This window comes from Vitreoscilla massiliensis (assembly GCF_001457815.1).
Classification (GTDB): domain Bacteria; phylum Pseudomonadota; class Gammaproteobacteria; order Burkholderiales; family Neisseriaceae; genus Vitreoscilla; species Vitreoscilla massiliensis.
Genome location: NZ_LN898221.1, coordinates 609,527 through 625,375, shown reverse-complemented (window position 1 = coordinate 625,375; position 15,849 = coordinate 609,527). Strand labels below are relative to the sequence as shown.

Sequence of the window (15,849 nt, the reverse complement as noted above, 5' to 3'; positions counted from 1 at the left end):
CCGTTAGTCGGATGAATCAGTGTTGAAATCCCAGAGCTTGATTTAAGTCATGTCGAGTTAATGTTCGCAATAGATATACTCTAAATAAAAAGTATACATCGGCATCAAAATTTTCAGTTTTACCTGCTCAATAATCAATAAAACCATATGCCATATTGAATAAATGGCGAAGGAAAGTCATGAACAAAATTTACACTCTTTCCATCACATCACTGTCCGTATTGATGGTATTTACAGCGACCAGCAGCTTGGCCAATACCACGTTTACACCGATTCCGTTTCAGGTTTTGAATTCCAATGAAAGCAAGGCCAAGCCCAATGTCTTATTTGTCATTGATAATTCGGGCAGTATGTGGGCAATACCAGAAAGCCCAACCACCGGTTCTTACAGTTATATGTGTGCCAATCGCTTTGACTACATTGCCCAAGCGGCTTTGTACGGAACTACAAACAGTTCCATTTGCAGACAATTTTGTGAAGGTTTGACCGCAGCCCAATTATCAAGTTTACCGGCTACCCATACGTGTCGATCGTCACAACCGCGCAGTCGTATGGACATGGTCAAAAATGTCATTACCAATATCGTTTCTGATCCCAATATCAAAGATTCGATGCGTTGGGGCATCAGTTACTTGAACTATAATTCTTGGAGCAATATTAACAAATACAGACAATATTCAAGTGCCACCTCGCCAACGACACAATTCATTTCGGGTGGGCCAACGTATTTTAGAAACCAAGCGGTTGATGTCAATGTCGGAGATAACACTGCCAATGCAGTATTGGCTTCTATCGGTACACGTTCATACAACCTGAACTATACGCCTACCGCAACCTCACTGGCCAGTTGGCAAGACTTTAACTTCAATAATGTCGGCGTGGCTCCTGGGGATGGTACTCCGTACACAGAGCGCTTTAAAAATATCGTTCTGGCCAATTACATTAATGGCAATGCCATACAATATCGGTGTCAGAAAAACTATGTCATTGCTTTGTCGGACGGTGAACCGAATGGCTCCATGAATGCCTCTAATTTGCCTGCCACTTTTAGAAATACGGCGAATGTGAATGGTACCAACGTAACTTACAATCAATGGGCCAGTAATTTTAGTGGGCCTTACGGCTTGGGCTATCTGTCTAGCCAATTTGCCAGTACCGATTTGAAAACTTCAGGCGTGGACAATGAGGGCGGCAGTTGGAATGACCCGAAATTTAATGAGGGAAAGCAAAGCATTACCACATTCACGGTGAACTTTGGTCTGCAAAATTCGGGCTCAAACGACATCGAAGCCTATTTGCGCAATGGTGCTCAAGGCGATGGTGCTGAGTATTTTCAGGCCAATAATGAGGCCGAATTAAAAAATGCGTTTAACAAAATTTTCACTGGCATTGACTCGAGCAAAGGCTTATCGACGACCACACCTGCGGTTTCTAGCAGCGCCACTTCGTTGACATATGCCACTTTAAACACGGCCAACTGGAGTAGCCAAATTCGATTGGCGGTTTTAGACAGTAATGGCAATCCTAAGACCGATGCATCCGGTAATACTGTTTATCAATCGGTCAGTGTTCCAGCATTACAGCCGGGCAATAACGGTCGTCGTTTATTGTTGACCACCAAAGAAGGCCGGACTTATTTTGACAATGAATCGGGTTTGTCAGGTTTGATTCCAAATATTGATCAATTGAATGCTGTATTGAACATTGTCCCCATTGCCAGTCAAAAAGCCAATGCTTGGAAAAAGACGTATATGCCGTGGTTGATACGTTCTAGCAGCCAAACCGATGCCGCCATCAATACTTTGGGCAGTGCCACTTATGGTTTAAGTTATCGTGACCGCTTGGAGGATGCGCAAGATGCCAGTGAGCGCTTTATGGGCGATATTTTAGGTGGTTCCATAGTCAATATGGGGCCTAAAGTCGCTGCAATTGGCAATCGTGAAAAGTTTATGGTTGCTGCAGCCAACGATGGCATGTTCCATTTTTTCAAGGCCAAAAGCCAAGCTAATGGCGCTGATGCCAGTGCAGCCTCATTTATTCCGTATGAATTAAAATTGAATTACTTACCAGGCGCGTTTGAAGCCGACTCAAATGATGGGGTATCGGATACTTTGCTGAAGAAAATCCGCTTAACCATGAACCCATCGTACGGTAAAGACAATGATCACCCGCACCAGTATTTGATTAATGGTGGCATGCAATACGCGATTACCGATAAAGGCAGAAAAAATGGCCAACAGATTTTTGCCGTGGGCAGTTTGGGACAGGGCAGCCGTGGTGCGTATGCATTCAACGTAGGCGGGCAAAAGCGTTCTTCAGGGGATGACATTGCGTTGGAACACGACAATCAAAACAAATGGATGGAAGAGGTGCCTTTATGGGAAACCAATAATAGTACAGTAGGGAATGCGAAAAATGGCTCATCTGATTTGGGTTATCTCGTGGGTGAAGGTCCTGCGATTGCCAGATTGGCGAAAGTCTATAATGTGGTGGATGCGGTCACTGGTAAGCAAGAAATCAGTATCGCCAACAATGTCATTTATGCCAGTTTGGTACCAGATGGCATGGAGAGCAGTGCCATCCCACGCAACAATTACAAACCGTCGTTGTATGTGTACGATGTCTTGGGCCAAGACGTCGCGCGTGGCATTGATTTAAGCTCAAATGACATGGGTTTTAATGCTGCTAATATAGGCAAATTGCAGCAAGTCATTTCCTATACTGGGGGCAGTTGGGACAATGGCGCCAGTAGAAAAGGTTTATCTTCGCCCTTAGCAGTCGACAGTAATTTAGATGGCATTACCGATATGGCTTATGCAGGCGATATGGATGGCAATCTGTACCGTTTTGATTTCAGGGGGACGCCGAATCAATGGAATGCACAATTGCTCTACCGTGGTTCGGCCAGTCAACCCATCATTGCCAAGCCGGTGGTGTACCGAATTTCCAATAACCGTTTGGTGGTGATGGTTGGGACAGGAACAGATGTGTTTAATGCCGATTTGGATAACAAAACCACACAGTCATTTATTGCGGTATACGATGACATCAATGACAATCAGCGCACCATCACCAACGCGAAGACCAAGGCAAATTTACTGGAACAAAAATTTGAAACCACTAAGAATGTCAATGGTGACACATTGCGTTACTCATCGTCTCATGCTTTTGATGATGCCCAACATGCGGGCTGGTACATCAATTTGCACGCAGGTGGGGCTTTGACTGGGGAGAGAGTCATTAATCAGGCGGTAATCCGTGGCTTTAATGTGTATTTTACCAGTAGGATTTACAATAAATCAGCGGCGGATACCAAAGCTGTGTGCCAATCCACATCGGCTTCAGGCAACAGTTTTGTGAATGGGTTTAATGCGGTTTCCGGAAAAGCGCCTGCAAATGATAAAGGCAACAGCTTCTTTGCCACGCAAATTGGCAGTGACAATTTGTATTCTTCATTCTCGATGTCTGGCATTGCATCAGGATTGGCCGTTAGCAATATTACTGGGCTGAATACCAGCATCCACGGCAATATCACCAATGGTGAATTTGATGCGATTGGTGGCGGTGGTAACAAATTAATCTGTGATGGGGAACAAGGCTGCGGCACTATCAAGCTTTCTCAAAATAACATTTGTATTGATGGCAAGGAATGGATGTATGTGGTCAGCTCTGGCAATCAAATCAAGAAAGTAGAAACCGGCAATAGTTGCATTAAGCTGGACAGCAGGGCTTACAAACGCCTGTCTTGGCGAGAAATTTTCTAAGTTAAGATGAAGCCATACTCAGCCCCTCATGGAGGGGCTTTTTTGTTTTTGTGGTATGTGCTTGGTTGCAATACCAATGTGACTCTATGCAAAACTGCATCATGAGGCAACTTTTATTATGCAAGGTTGAATTGCATTGAAAACATTAAAAAACCGCTATTCAATCAAGAATAGCGGCCTGTAATTTTAATAACGCTGCCAGATGTTTACGAACTGACTGACTCACTGTGTTCGCGATTGGGAATGATGAGGTTCAAGATGATGGCTAATACTGCGCACAAACCGACACCGGCAAAGCTGAAGCTGCCGATTTTCACCAACATACCGCCCACACCTGTGGTCAACACGGTGCTGACGATGACCAGATTTTTCGGGTTCATCAAGTCGACTTTGGCATCAATCAAGGTTTTCAAGCCCAAAGATGCAATCGTACCAAACAGCAAAATCATGATGCCACCCATTACTGGCATCGGAATCGAGCCCAGTAAGGCATTGAATTTGCCAAAAAAGGCCATGAAAATGGCAAAAATCGCTGCCCAAGTCATGATGACAGGATTGCCGTTTTTGGTAATCATCACCGCACCAGTCACTTCACCATAAGTGGTCACTGGTGGGCCACCAATCAAACCAGCGAAACACACACCCAAGCCGTCGCCGGCCAAGGTTTTGTGCAAACCTGGGGTTTGGGTATAGTCTTTACCGGTGACTTTGCCTATGGCCATGATGCCGCCGATGTGTTCAATCGCAGGGGCAATCGCCACTGGCAACATGAACAAAGCCGCGTGCCAATTGATTTCTGGGGTGTGAAATTGCGGAATGGCAAACAAGGGTGCATTAATCAATTTGGCGGTATCGACCAAACCCATCATCAAGGCCAACACATAACCTGCGGCCACGCCGATTAAAATCGGCACCAAACGCATCATGCCTTTGGCAAACACCGTCACCATCATGGTGACGAAAAAGGTGAAGCCGGCCAAAATCAACGATTTTGGATAATCCATCACTTGCTGGCCACCGGCTTGGCCCATGGCCATTTGGCAAGCAACCACTGCCACAGACAAACCAATCACCATGATGACTGGGCCGATGACCACCGGTGGCAACAATTTGTTTACCGCTTCAATGCCGCCAAAACGAATCATCAAAGCAAACACAAAATACATAAAACCGGCACAAAACAGACCGAACATGGTCGCGCCCATACCCCAAGTTTGGTTGGCATAGATGATGGGAGCGATAAAGGCGAACGATGAGCCCAAAAAAACCGGTACTTGTTGTTTGGTAACCAATTGAAACAACAAAGTACCGACACCGGCACCGAGTAAAGCCATGGCTGGATTCAAACCCGTGAGTAAGGGAACCAAGACCAAGGCGCCGAAGGCGACAAATAATATTTGTGCGCCTGAAACAGCCAATTTGAGCTGATGCATGACGACGAGTCCTTAATGGAAAATGTAAAACAATGTAGCGTAAAAGAGTTAAGAAATTTTAACGTGGCGAATTATCGCAGCTTTTGAGTCGCAATACAGCTAGCAATTGCACAAAAAAGCGGCCTGAATGGTTTACAGGCCGCTTAGATTGAGAGAGGTGGCTACTTGGATGAGCCGCCAATTTTGCTTTCTTTGCCTGACAGCAGGTTTTGGATATTGCTTTTGTGGCGGTACAACACCAAAATGGAAATCACCAAGACCGCCCAACACCAACTGGCTTCATCGATGAAATACCAAGCCAACACAGGGCTTAATACCGTGGCGACCAAAGCGGCCAAAGACGAGATTTTCAAACCAAAAGCCATGATGAGCCAGACGATAGTACAAATCAAAGCCACTGGCCAAGACAAGGCAAACAACACGCCCACCGCCGTGGCCACGCCTTTACCGCCTTTGAAGCCGAAAAACACCGGCCACATGTGGCCGACCAATACCGCCACTGCCACCCAAGCTACAGTCACCTCGGTGATGTTGCCCGCGTCTAATAAGCATTTGGCAATCAGCACCGCCACCAAGCCTTTTAAGGCATCGCCCAAGAGCGTCAAGATTGCGGCTTTCTTTTTACCACTGCGCAACACATTGGTGGCACCGGGGTTGCCAGAGCCGTAACTGCGCGGATCGGCCATGCCCATGGCTTTGGAGACAATCACCGCAAAAGACAGTGAACCCAGCAAATAAGCCACCACGACCACCAAAATATCTACTATACCCATCGCTTTTTCATTAAAATGCCAAAACGAAAATTTTACGCGGAGAAAGTGCTGGGCACAATGGATATCATCTTTTTAAATGGCATGGCAGTGGAAACCTTGGTGGGTGTGTACGACTGGGAGCGCCAACACAGCCAAACCCTGTATTTGGATTTGCAAGTGGGCATCGCCGCCAACAGCCAACGCAACGATGATTTGAGCCGAACGCTGTCGTATGCCGACATAGCGCAGATAGTGCGCACCGAGATGGCGGCACAATCGTTTCAACTATTGGAAAGCGTCGGCGAGCACATTGCGCAAGTGTTATTGCAGCAAGCAGGGGTGTTGCAAGTGAGCATCAAAGTGATGAAACCGGGCATATTGCCAGGTGTGCGCGAAGTGGGCATCCACATTACCCGCACGCAAACAAGCGGCCTGTAAATCATTTTTCGCGTTCTTTGGGCAAGATAAACCATGCCCAAATACAGCTGATGAGGATTTGGATTAGGAAGATGATGGCGAGCAATTGCAACAATTCCATGCCCGTCCAACCGAATTTAATCGGCTCATACAAGATGGCAACGCCTTCGGTGGCCAGCACCGCAATGGTGGCTATCCACAAACACCACGTACACAACACCAAAAACAACTCTTTGAATTTCATGCGTGTGGGCAAAATGGAAATCTTATTGATGACCATTTTGTCTTCCCAAGAACGGCGCTTAATGGTGTGCAGCCGCGTGATGCGTCGTTTTGAGCGGCTGCGCATCAGCGTATCCCCCGATCGGGGCTGGTCCACACCGCCAATTTGTCTTTGTCACGCGTGATGGCTTTGGGGATGCCCAAAATCAGCGTTAAGGCATTCAACACCCAATAAATGTACGGATACCAAATGCTGGAAATGAAATAACGCTTTAAATGGTGTTCGTAATGGCTGTCTATGTACAGGCTCACCGCCATTTGCAAACAGAAGATGGCAATCAGGAAAAAGCTGCTCAAGACCAAAAACGGGTAGTAATTGCCATAGTCTTGTACCAAGCTGATGCCTGCTAAGATGGTCAATAAAGCCAAAGAGTACGCCCACAAGGCCGAAATAATGTACTCGATGTACAAATGCCACATCTTGCGGTTGTTCCAAGTGAAGACTTGGCGGAAGTATTTGATGAACACTTCGGCGCCGCCTTGTGCCCAGCGCAAACGCTGTTTGTACAGGCCGCGTACGGTTTCTGGCATCAATACCCAACACAAGGCGCGCGGCTCGTAACCGATGCGATTGCCTTGGACTTGTAGCTTCCAGCTGATGTCTATGTCTTCGGTAATCATGTCTTTGCTCCAACCACCAACTTGCAATAAGGCATCGCGCCGAAACGCACACACCACGCCCGAGACGGTGAAAATCGAGCCCAAGGTCGATTGTGAGCGTTTGATCAAGCCGATGATGGAACTGAATTCGGCCACTTGCAAACGACCAAGCAAGGTAGAGCGGTTGCGCACGCGGGGATTGCCGGTTACCGCCACAAATTCAGGGTTGTGTTCCAGTGCATGCACCAAATAATCGATGGCATCCATGTCCAAAATCGAATCGCCATCGATGCACACCACGTATTTGCCGCGCGCGTATTTCAACACCTGATTCAGTGCCGTGGCTTTGCCGCTGTTTTTTTGGTAGTAAGCGTAAATATTGTTGTGCGCTTGCGACCAGCGTTTGATGTATTTGGCGGTGTCGTCTTTGCTGCCATCGTTGACCAAAATGATTTCCAAATTGGGATAATTGCTTTTGAGCAGAAACGGCAACGACTCGTCGATGTTGTCGGCCTCGTTATAGCAAGGCACGAGCAAACTCACCAACGGTGGGTTGGTGCGGTATTTGTAATTGGGATAATCGGCATATTTGCTGCCACGGCTGAGTTTTTCTTGCTTCAGAAAATACACCAAACCGGTGCTGCCCCAATACACCGCCATGACGGCGGGGTAGAGGAAGACAAATAGGCCGAGGTAATCAATCAATTGGTTCATATCAGTTTTTGGGTGCCGCGGCCGCGGAAAAATGCGGCCTGATTAATGGCATGTTTGGTTGTTGTTTGGCCAAATCGTCGGGGTAATAGCCAAAGTGGTACACCCCTTGGCGGCGCAACAAATCAAACCACTGGTTAAGCTCGGTTTCGGGTATCGCTTGTTGGGTCTTCCAATTGCGTGATTGCAATTCAAATACCAATTTGGGGTTGTTTTTGGCAACATCGGCTTTTTGCAGCAATTGTTGTAGCCATGCTTGTGCGGCTTTGGCATCGATGTTGTGCTCCGCTTCCATATACGGCATGGCCATGATGGCGGTGCGGTCGTAATGCGCCAAGAACGTGGTGTAATCTTGCGCAAACCACTGTTTGGCTTTGGGATTGAGGATGACTTGGGCGTAAATATTGCGCGCCGTCATCAATTTGGCATTGCCGCGGTAGCTGTATTCGGAAATGGTTTTTTCCAAGTGTTTGGTGAACTGCATCAAGTATTGGCTTTTGGCCTCGGCTTCTTGGTCCAAAGTGGCATCATCGCGTTTGCCGCTGATGGGGCCTTCGTAATCGGTCAAAAACGCATCGTCGTGAAATAAAATGCCATTGAATTTGCTGTGAAAACTCAAATCGGCATAAATATCTTCAATGATTTTCTGGTTGGTGGGGTTGTATGGATTGAGGCGCAAATAGTGCTCGGCATTGGCTTTGCCCGTGCGCACATCTTTGACGTAGTCGGCATTGGGCCCCAAGTCAAACGCCATCACTGGCATCCATGCAAATACCTTCACATTGGCGCGCGTCATCAATTGCCACGCGATTTGACCAAACAAGTCCTTTTTGACCGGCAAATGGCGGTTAGGGAAATACAGCTTTTCAGCCACACCATTGCCATCTTCATCGGCATAAGCCTGCAAATACACGGTGGTGGCGCCCGATTGGTAGACGCGTTCGATTAAGGTGTCGATGTTTTTGGCCATTTGTTTGGCATCGCTGTCGTAGACATAGTCCAAGTCCACATGCATCACACGCTCAATGTTTTTATTGCGCAAACGCCCACCCAAATATTCAGACAGGGTTTCCAAATAGGTTTCTTCTTCGATCAAAAAGCGCCCAACCTCATCTGAGGTCAATTTGGGATTGACGCGCTCATCGTGCAAGGTGAAATGGTGGTTATAGCCTAAGCGGTGGGCGATTTGCCAAGCGTGGTCGTTGAATTGCCCATATGGCCACACCAAAATATCAGGGAATTTGCCGGTGTGTTGCTGGATGCGTTCACCTGAAAGCTTAAAGTCGGCCTGTAAACGTTGGTTATAGCTACTGGGGCTTTCGTATTGACCGTTTTGGTATTGCGCTGAAAACACCGCTGGATAGAGGCTGCCACCGGGGTTGGCCTTGATGGCGCGGTGCATATTGTGGGTGTGAGAGGCGATTTCCACCAAACCGCTGTCACTCATTTCCTTGATTTGTGGCCAAGTCACAAAAGCATTGCGGGCGATGCTGCTGTCACCAAACACCACCATGCTGTTCGGTGCTTGGTCTATTAAGGACGTGACCACAGCAAAGACCGCAGGGTAGTGGTATTCCTGCAGCAAAGGATAGACGATGCGGTAAAAGCTCTCATAACCATCGTCGAAAGTCAGCAATACCGCCTTGTCTGGCAAAGTCTTTTTACCTGTTTGTGAATCGATGATGTCTTGCCAACTGACCACGCTGTAACCATTGTTGCGCAACCAATTGAAATGCGAAATCAGCGTTTTTTTGGATATGGTTTGTGGATAATACGTCTTTAGAATCTCGCTTTTAACGGTTTTTGGGTCGCTTTTGACCTGACGGTACATGGGGCCGTTTTCATCGACCACATCGTGGTAGGCCAAAGTGCCGTATTGGTTGTTTTTTGCCCACGTCAGCGGTGCACACACCACCAAGAGGCTCAATAGCAGTAGGTGGCAAAGGCGATGGACTATGGGTACAGACTTTATGGTTATGGTCATGGCAGACTCACTTAAAATTTAATGCTGGCATTGAGGCCAATAAAATTGCTGTATTCAGGATTGCCATCGTAGATAGAGCGTTTGCGTCCTACCGAATAGCCGATGCCATAGGCGTCATGGATGTCCCAGTTATGGCCATAGCGCAGCAACCATGTGTCTTCGGCGGCTTGATTTTTCTGGTAATAGCGGCCTATGCCTGCGGTCAATTGCTGCGTGAACTGCACATCGTGATCGAGAAAATGGCGGTATTGCGCCGTGAATTCGGTAGAGAAAGAATGCGCTTGCTCGGGGTTGTAATACGCGGCCGAAGCGGTAGGGCGGTTTTTTTGCCAATCGATGCGGCTGTAGTTTTTGAGGCTGAAACGGTCGCGCTGCCACAGCGTGCTGCTGACATAGGCATAGGCTTCGCGGCGCAAATTGCCATCGTCCAAATCATTGACCGACACACCGAGCCCAGCATCAACATCGGCGCTGAGGTGGAAATTGGCATTGGCAATGGCCGCATCGGCATATACGTCTTTTTCCAAGGCGCGCAATGGTGTGGTTTCACTGTTTTTTTGCACTTCCAAGCCGGCTTTAAACCATTGGTTAAACTGGTGGTTCACCGACGCATGCAGATACGGTTTTTGATTCAATTCAGTGCCATGACCGGCAGCGATGTCGACTTGTGTGGGGTAGAAATTCAATTCAGCACCGACACCGACACGTTGCATGCGCAAAGTGTCTTTGCCATACGGTGAGGTTTCGACTTCATGTTCGACATAAGCGCGGTGACCGTCTTGGCTGCGCGCGCTGAACAATTGGCTGTTGATGCTCCACTCATGTTGTTGCTGAGGCGGCGAGGTGGTGTCTGACCAGCTGCTTTGCACATTCAATTGAGGAGCGGCCTGTAAATCCAAACGCTTGAGCAAATCTTGCTTGCTGGCCGAGTAATCGGGCAATAAGTCTATGCTGGCATGGGCACTGCGGTAATCGCCTTGGTCGAGAAACACCGTGGCACGGTTCACTTGTAGGCCAACACGTTCATCGGGGTGGATGTAATACGCCGCCTCATCATAAGCTGCCAACGCATCATCAGGAAAACCTTGCCAGCGACGCAAATCGCCTTTTAAACGCAGCGCATTGGTGTCCGCCGGTGCCACATCCAAACGCGCTTTGACCATGCGATTGGCCTTGCGGTGGTGGCCATCCCAATCGTTTAAACGGATGTCCCAAAATTCGCGCTCGGTGGCGTAAGCATTGGGGATGCGGTAATTGTGGGTGAAGTCGTTGCGCTTGGGCGCGATGCTCCAGTTTTGCCGCGAGGCTTGGGCTTTGCTCATATAGCCCATGTCGGAATAGGCCGAAATGATGTTGTCGTGCATCTCATCCGTTAATTGCTCGGTTGGGATGCTGGCGAGCACTGCTAATGCGGCTTTGGGCTGTTTGTTGCTGAGCAAGGCATCGGCATACATGGCCTTGGTTTCCACCGCGATATTGGGCTCTAGGGTTTGCAATTGCTGGTAGGCAGCGATGCCGTCTTGTGGGCGATTCAAACGCACGGCCGCATCCAATTGTGAGGCCAGACCTGACTTTTGCAATTCCACATTGTCAGGATGGGCGGCGAGCAAGGCCAGCAAACGCTCATTGGCGGTGTTTAAGTTTTGGGTATTGTCGGCAGTGGTGGTTTGGGTGGTGGCGATGATTTCTTGTTGCTCGGCCAAATCCAGCCACAGCGCATCGTTGCCACCAAACAATTGTGGGTATTGTTGTAACAATTCGCGCTGTTTGGCGAAGCGTTTTTGCTTGGCGGCAGCGCGGTAATCGGCTTTGATGCGCTCATTATCAGACACAACGGACGCATTGTTAAAATCGCGTTTAAACACTTGGCGGTAATACTGTTGTGCGTCTTGCGCAGAGGCATCGTTGCCAAATTGCTTGAGATAGGCATGGCCTTGAGTAAGAGCGCTGTCTTGCGCACGTTGGTCTATCGCTGTCAGCCACAAACCCAATCGGCCATCTTGTTGGCTGGCGCGGGTTTTGGTCGTGCTTAAGGCTTGGTAATACGTCTGTGCTTGCTCGTATTGGCCTATATTGCGTGCGGCTTTGGCGATGTATTGCCATTCTTGTGGGGTAAACGCCTTGATGGCACTGCGTGCGGCTTGGTCACTGATGCCTATGTAATTTTCTTGCGCATACATGCCCGCGACCGTGGTCGCAGGGATGACGATGGGCTCAACCACATGTTCGGCTGAGACTTGTTCAGGCTGATTCACCGGGACGACGGTATTGCCGGCTTCAACAAGCTCCTCAGCCTGCGCCAAGGCAGACAGCGTCAGCAAGTTGACCAATACCCATGCAGAGGTTTTCACCATGATGCCTTCATTCATACAAACATAGGCACAGCCAAGCAATCTTTGTACCGTCTGTGTATGGATATGGATTAAAAAATCTCGTTTTAATGTGAATCAGCTGTTGATTTACAGCTGGGTAATGCGGTTTTTAAGATGATTTGAACAAATCTTTTTAAAATGTTGATCATGAGCAAGTACAGCTGTTGTTGGCTTAATCTTGCGCACAGTAAGATTTACAGGCCGCATGTTTGTCTTGCTAATGTCTTGATTCAAAAATACCATTTTTAATTGGATTGTATGTTTGGCCAGTGCTACATTCATTCAAATGTTTCTGTAGAGCAATATTCTGTCATATAAACTTCAAATAACTTACATAGCACTGTCATAAAGTTTGCTTATTCTGCGCCGTATTCGATACCCACAGGCAGCTCAGTATGCAGGCAATACACATTCGCGGTTTAAACAAATTTTACGGCCGCAAACAAGTCTTATTCGACATCGCTTTGGACTTCCCACAAGCGCAAATGGTCGCTTTAATCGGCCCATCTGGTTCAGGAAAATCGACCCTGCTGCGTCACATCAATGGTTTGAACGTGGCCGCAAGCGGTGAAATCCACATCAATGGCGAGCCCTTATTTCAACAAGGCCGTTTAAACCGCCAAGTGCGTGCCCAGCGCAGCAAAATAGGCTACATCTTCCAACAATTCAATTTGGTCAACCGCTTAAGCGTGCTCGACAACGTCTTGATTGGTGCTTTGGGGCGCATCCCCAAGTGGCGCGCTTATTTGCGCCATTTCACCCAAGAAGAAAAGCAACAGGCATTTGATTGCTTGGCACGCGTGGGTTTGAGCGAGTTTGTGCACCAACGCGCCTCACAACTGTCGGGTGGCCAACAACAGCGCGTGGCCATCGCCAAAATCTTGATGCAGCAAGCCGACATCATCTTGGCGGACGAACCGATTGCGTCACTAGACCCAGAGTCGGCCAAAAGCGTGATGAACACCTTACAAAGCATCCACCAACAAGATGGCAAAACCGTCATCGTCACCTTGCACCAAGTCGATTATGCCCGCCGCTATTGCCCGCGTACCGTGGCTTTGAAGCAAGGCGTGGTGCAATTTGATGGTGCCACCAGCACTTTGAGCGATGGTTTTTTAAACCAGTTGTATGGCAGCGAATTGCGGCCTGAAGACACGGTGGTGACATCGGTGACACCAGTGTTGAATCCGACGCTGGCAGCCGTTACCCAATAACCAGTTTTAACTACGCATTAAACAGATGTCATTCTTACTTTCAAGGAAGCAACATGGATTTCAATGGTTTTCACAGTCTTAAAAAATGGGCGTGTGTGTCTATCGCCAGCATGGGTTTGGTCGCGTGTTCCGGTGGCGGTGCGGACAGCAAAAGCGCCGCTGCTTCAGACAATAAGGCCACGGCGGGTGTAGAAAACACCGCCAGCAATGAGGCGCAAACCATCAATTTCGGCATCATCAATACCGAGTCGTCGCAAAACCTTAAAACCAATTGGGACCCATTCTTGGCTGACATGTCCAAGAAAACCGGCCTGAACATCAAGCCTTTCTTTGCTTCCGATTACGCCGGCGTGATCCAGGCGATGCGCTTTAAAAAAGTGGATTTGGCTTGGTATGGCAACAAATCGGCGATGGAGGCGGTAGACCGCGCCGACGGTGAGGTATTCGCGCAAACCATTAACAACGATGGCACCACCGGCTATTACAGCTTGATGATTGTCAACGCCGACAGCCCATACAACACCGAACAAGATGTGTTGAAAGACGCGGGCAAATTGACTTTTGCCAATGGCGATCCGAATTCGACTTCGGGCAATTTGGTGCCGGGCTATTACGTGTTTGCCAAAAACAATGTCGATGCCAACAAAATCTTCAAACGCACCTTGAATGCCAACCACGAAAGCAATGCGATGGCGGTGGCGAACAAACAAGTGGATGTGGGCACGTTCAATACCGAGAACTGGGCGATGATGGAAAAGAAAAATCCTGAAATCATCAAAAAACTCAAAATCGTGTGGCAATCGCCAGAAATCCCATCCGATCCATTGGTATGGCGCAAAGACTTGGACGATGCCAGCAAGCAAAAAATCAAAACCTTCTTGATGACGTATGGCAGCACGCCGGAAGAAAAAGCGGTGTTGGATGCCTTGGGTTGGAGCAAATTCCGCGAATCGAACAATGATCAATTGAAACCGATACGTGAATTGGAAGACTTCAAGAAACAAGCCGCTGCCAAAGCCGCATAAACACTTCGTGTTTGTTTACAGGACGCATTATTGATGAATCAAGTGTATGTCCCGCCGCGCAGCGGCGGATTGAAAAAATGGTTAAACCTGATGGGGTGGGGGCTGTTGCTGGCGGTGTTGTCGTTGGCATGGCAAGGCAGTGAAATGGCACCGATAAAGTTGGTGCGTGACTCCGGCAATATGTGGACGCTGATTACCGACTTTTTCCCTCCCGATTTTAAAGAGTGGCGCAGTTATCTGGACGAGATGCTGATCACCATTTACATCGGCATTTGGGGCACTTTACTGGCGATTGTCTGTGCCATTCCCTTGGGTTTGATGTGTGCTGAGAACATTGCACCGAAATGGATGCAAATCATCACCAAACGCTGCATGGATGCGCTGCGTTCCATCAATGAAATGGTGTTCGCGATGATTTTCGTTGCCGCCGTGGGTTTGGGGCCGTTTCCGGGGGTGTTGGCCTTGTTCTTACACAGTACCGGCTGTTTGGCGAAGCTGTTTGCCGAGGCGGTAGAGGCGATAGAACCAGGGCCTGTAGAAGGTGTGCGCGCCACTGGCGCCGACAAAATCGGTGAAATTTTATACGGGGTCATCCCACAGGTCTTGCCTTTGTGGATTTCCTATTCTTTGTACCGCTTTGAATCGAATGTACGCTCTGCCACGGTGGTGGGCATGGTCGGTGCGGGTGGTATCGGTGTGTTGTTGTGGGAAAGCATCCGCGGTTTCGACTTCCCTGCAACCTGCGCCATCATGTTAATCATCATCGTCACAGTCACTGTGATTGATGCCTTGTCGCAAATCTTACGCAAGCGTTTTATTTGAAAGAGTGTCATGTATTTATCTGAAAACATGGTGTGGCCAAGTGATGCCACCGCATTGCGCCAAATGTGTTTACAAGTATTGGCCCACCAAGCGGGCGAGCTTGGTGCCTACCAAACCCAACTGCAACAAACCGAGTACGAATGGATACGCCGCCCCGAAGTGGGCATGGTGATGGTGCACGGTCGCACTGAGGGCAGCGGCACGCCGTTTGCCATGGGCGAGACCACCGTTAGCCGCTGTGTGTTGCGCCTGAAAAGCGGCGAAACCGGTTTTGGCTATGTGTTGGGTCGCAACAAATTACAGGCCGAGTTGATCGCCTTGGCCGATGCCCATTTGCAAACCGAACAGCAAGACTATTGGTTGGAACACATTATTAAGCCCTTGGCACAAGCGTGGAAACAAGCGCAGGCCGATCACAGCGCCAAAGTGGCGTCTAGCCGTGTCGATTTCTTCACCATGGTCAGAGGATAAGA

Annotated in this window: 13 protein-coding genes; 6 read left to right on the top strand and 7 right to left on the bottom strand. The window is 48.5% G+C overall.

Going from position 1 to position 15,849, the window contains the following annotated elements:
- Window positions 1-179 precede the first annotated feature (179 nt).
- Complete coding sequence (locus BN3003_RS14575; RefSeq protein ID WP_058357370.1) at window positions 180-3,764, top strand: pilus assembly protein; 3,585 nt, start codon at window positions 180-182, stop codon at window positions 3,762-3,764.
- 206 nt (window positions 3,765-3,970) lie between these two features.
- Here BN3003_RS14575 and BN3003_RS14570 read toward each other — a convergent pair whose 3' ends face one another.
- Entirely contained in the window at window positions 3,971-5,197 is a 1,227-nt protein-coding gene (locus BN3003_RS14570; RefSeq protein ID WP_058357369.1) for a uracil-xanthine permease family protein, read from the bottom strand.
- A 161-nt stretch (window positions 5,198-5,358) separates the two neighbouring features.
- Window positions 5,359-5,964 (bottom strand): glycerol-3-phosphate 1-O-acyltransferase PlsY, encoded by a 606-nt coding sequence (gene plsY / locus BN3003_RS14565; RefSeq protein WP_058358070.1) that lies wholly within the window; start codon window positions 5,962-5,964, stop codon window positions 5,359-5,361.
- A gap of 63 nt (window positions 5,965-6,027) precedes the next feature.
- On the opposite strand from plsY, the gene BN3003_RS14560 reads away from it, so the two are divergent.
- Window positions 6,028-6,387: a dihydroneopterin aldolase gene (locus BN3003_RS14560; protein WP_058357368.1), complete on the top strand. Its 360-nt coding sequence runs from the start codon at window positions 6,028-6,030 to the stop codon at window positions 6,385-6,387.
- A 1-nt stretch (window position 6,388) separates the two neighbouring features.
- Here BN3003_RS14560 and BN3003_RS14555 read toward each other — a convergent pair whose 3' ends face one another.
- The 5 genes from BN3003_RS14555 to BN3003_RS18915 all read right to left on the bottom strand — a co-directional run bounded on the left by BN3003_RS14555 (window position 6,389) and on the right by BN3003_RS18915 (window position 12,597).
- Window positions 6,389-6,715 (bottom strand): hypothetical protein, encoded by a 327-nt coding sequence (locus tag BN3003_RS14555; protein WP_058357367.1) that lies wholly within the window; start codon window positions 6,713-6,715, stop codon window positions 6,389-6,391.
- Entirely contained in the window at window positions 6,715-7,962 is a 1,248-nt protein-coding gene (gene pgaC, locus BN3003_RS14550; protein ID WP_058357366.1) for a poly-beta-1,6-N-acetyl-D-glucosamine synthase, read from the bottom strand. The genes BN3003_RS14555 and pgaC overlap by 1 nt, the downstream gene beginning before the upstream one ends.
- Window position 7,963: 1 nt before the next feature.
- On the bottom strand, window positions 7,964-9,943 hold the full coding sequence (gene pgaB, locus BN3003_RS14545) for a poly-beta-1,6-N-acetyl-D-glucosamine N-deacetylase PgaB (protein WP_082625684.1): 1,980 nt from the start codon (window positions 9,941-9,943) through the stop codon (window positions 7,964-7,966).
- Window positions 9,944-9,954: 11 nt separating this feature from the next.
- On the bottom strand, window positions 9,955-12,297 hold the full coding sequence (gene pgaA, locus BN3003_RS14540; RefSeq protein ID WP_159061466.1) for a poly-beta-1,6 N-acetyl-D-glucosamine export porin PgaA: 2,343 nt from the start codon (window positions 12,295-12,297) through the stop codon (window positions 9,955-9,957).
- 105 nt (window positions 12,298-12,402) lie between these two features.
- Entirely contained in the window at window positions 12,403-12,597 is a 195-nt protein-coding gene (locus tag BN3003_RS18915; RefSeq protein ID WP_147645451.1) for a hypothetical protein, read from the bottom strand.
- A gap of 113 nt (window positions 12,598-12,710) precedes the next feature.
- Here BN3003_RS18915 and phnC point away from each other — a divergent pair, with 113 nt between their 5' ends.
- Genes phnC through phnG form a run of 4 tightly spaced genes read left to right on the top strand, consistent with a single transcriptional unit; the run spans window position 12,711 to window position 15,847 of the window.
- Complete coding sequence (phnC, locus tag BN3003_RS14535; RefSeq protein ID WP_058357364.1) at window positions 12,711-13,529, top strand: phosphonate ABC transporter ATP-binding protein; 819 nt, start codon at window positions 12,711-12,713, stop codon at window positions 13,527-13,529.
- A 53-nt stretch (window positions 13,530-13,582) separates the two neighbouring features.
- Entirely contained in the window at window positions 13,583-14,554 is a 972-nt protein-coding gene (gene phnD, locus BN3003_RS14530) for a phosphonate ABC transporter substrate-binding protein (protein WP_058357363.1), read from the top strand.
- 33 nt (window positions 14,555-14,587) lie between these two features.
- Entirely contained in the window at window positions 14,588-15,376 is a 789-nt protein-coding gene (gene phnE, locus BN3003_RS14525; protein ID WP_058357362.1) for a phosphonate ABC transporter, permease protein PhnE, read from the top strand.
- A 9-nt stretch (window positions 15,377-15,385) separates the two neighbouring features.
- Window positions 15,386-15,847, top strand: a complete 462-nt coding sequence (gene phnG, locus BN3003_RS14520) for a phosphonate C-P lyase system protein PhnG (RefSeq protein WP_058357361.1) — start codon at window positions 15,386-15,388, stop codon at window positions 15,845-15,847.
- The last annotated feature ends 2 nt before the right edge of the window (window positions 15,848-15,849 follow it).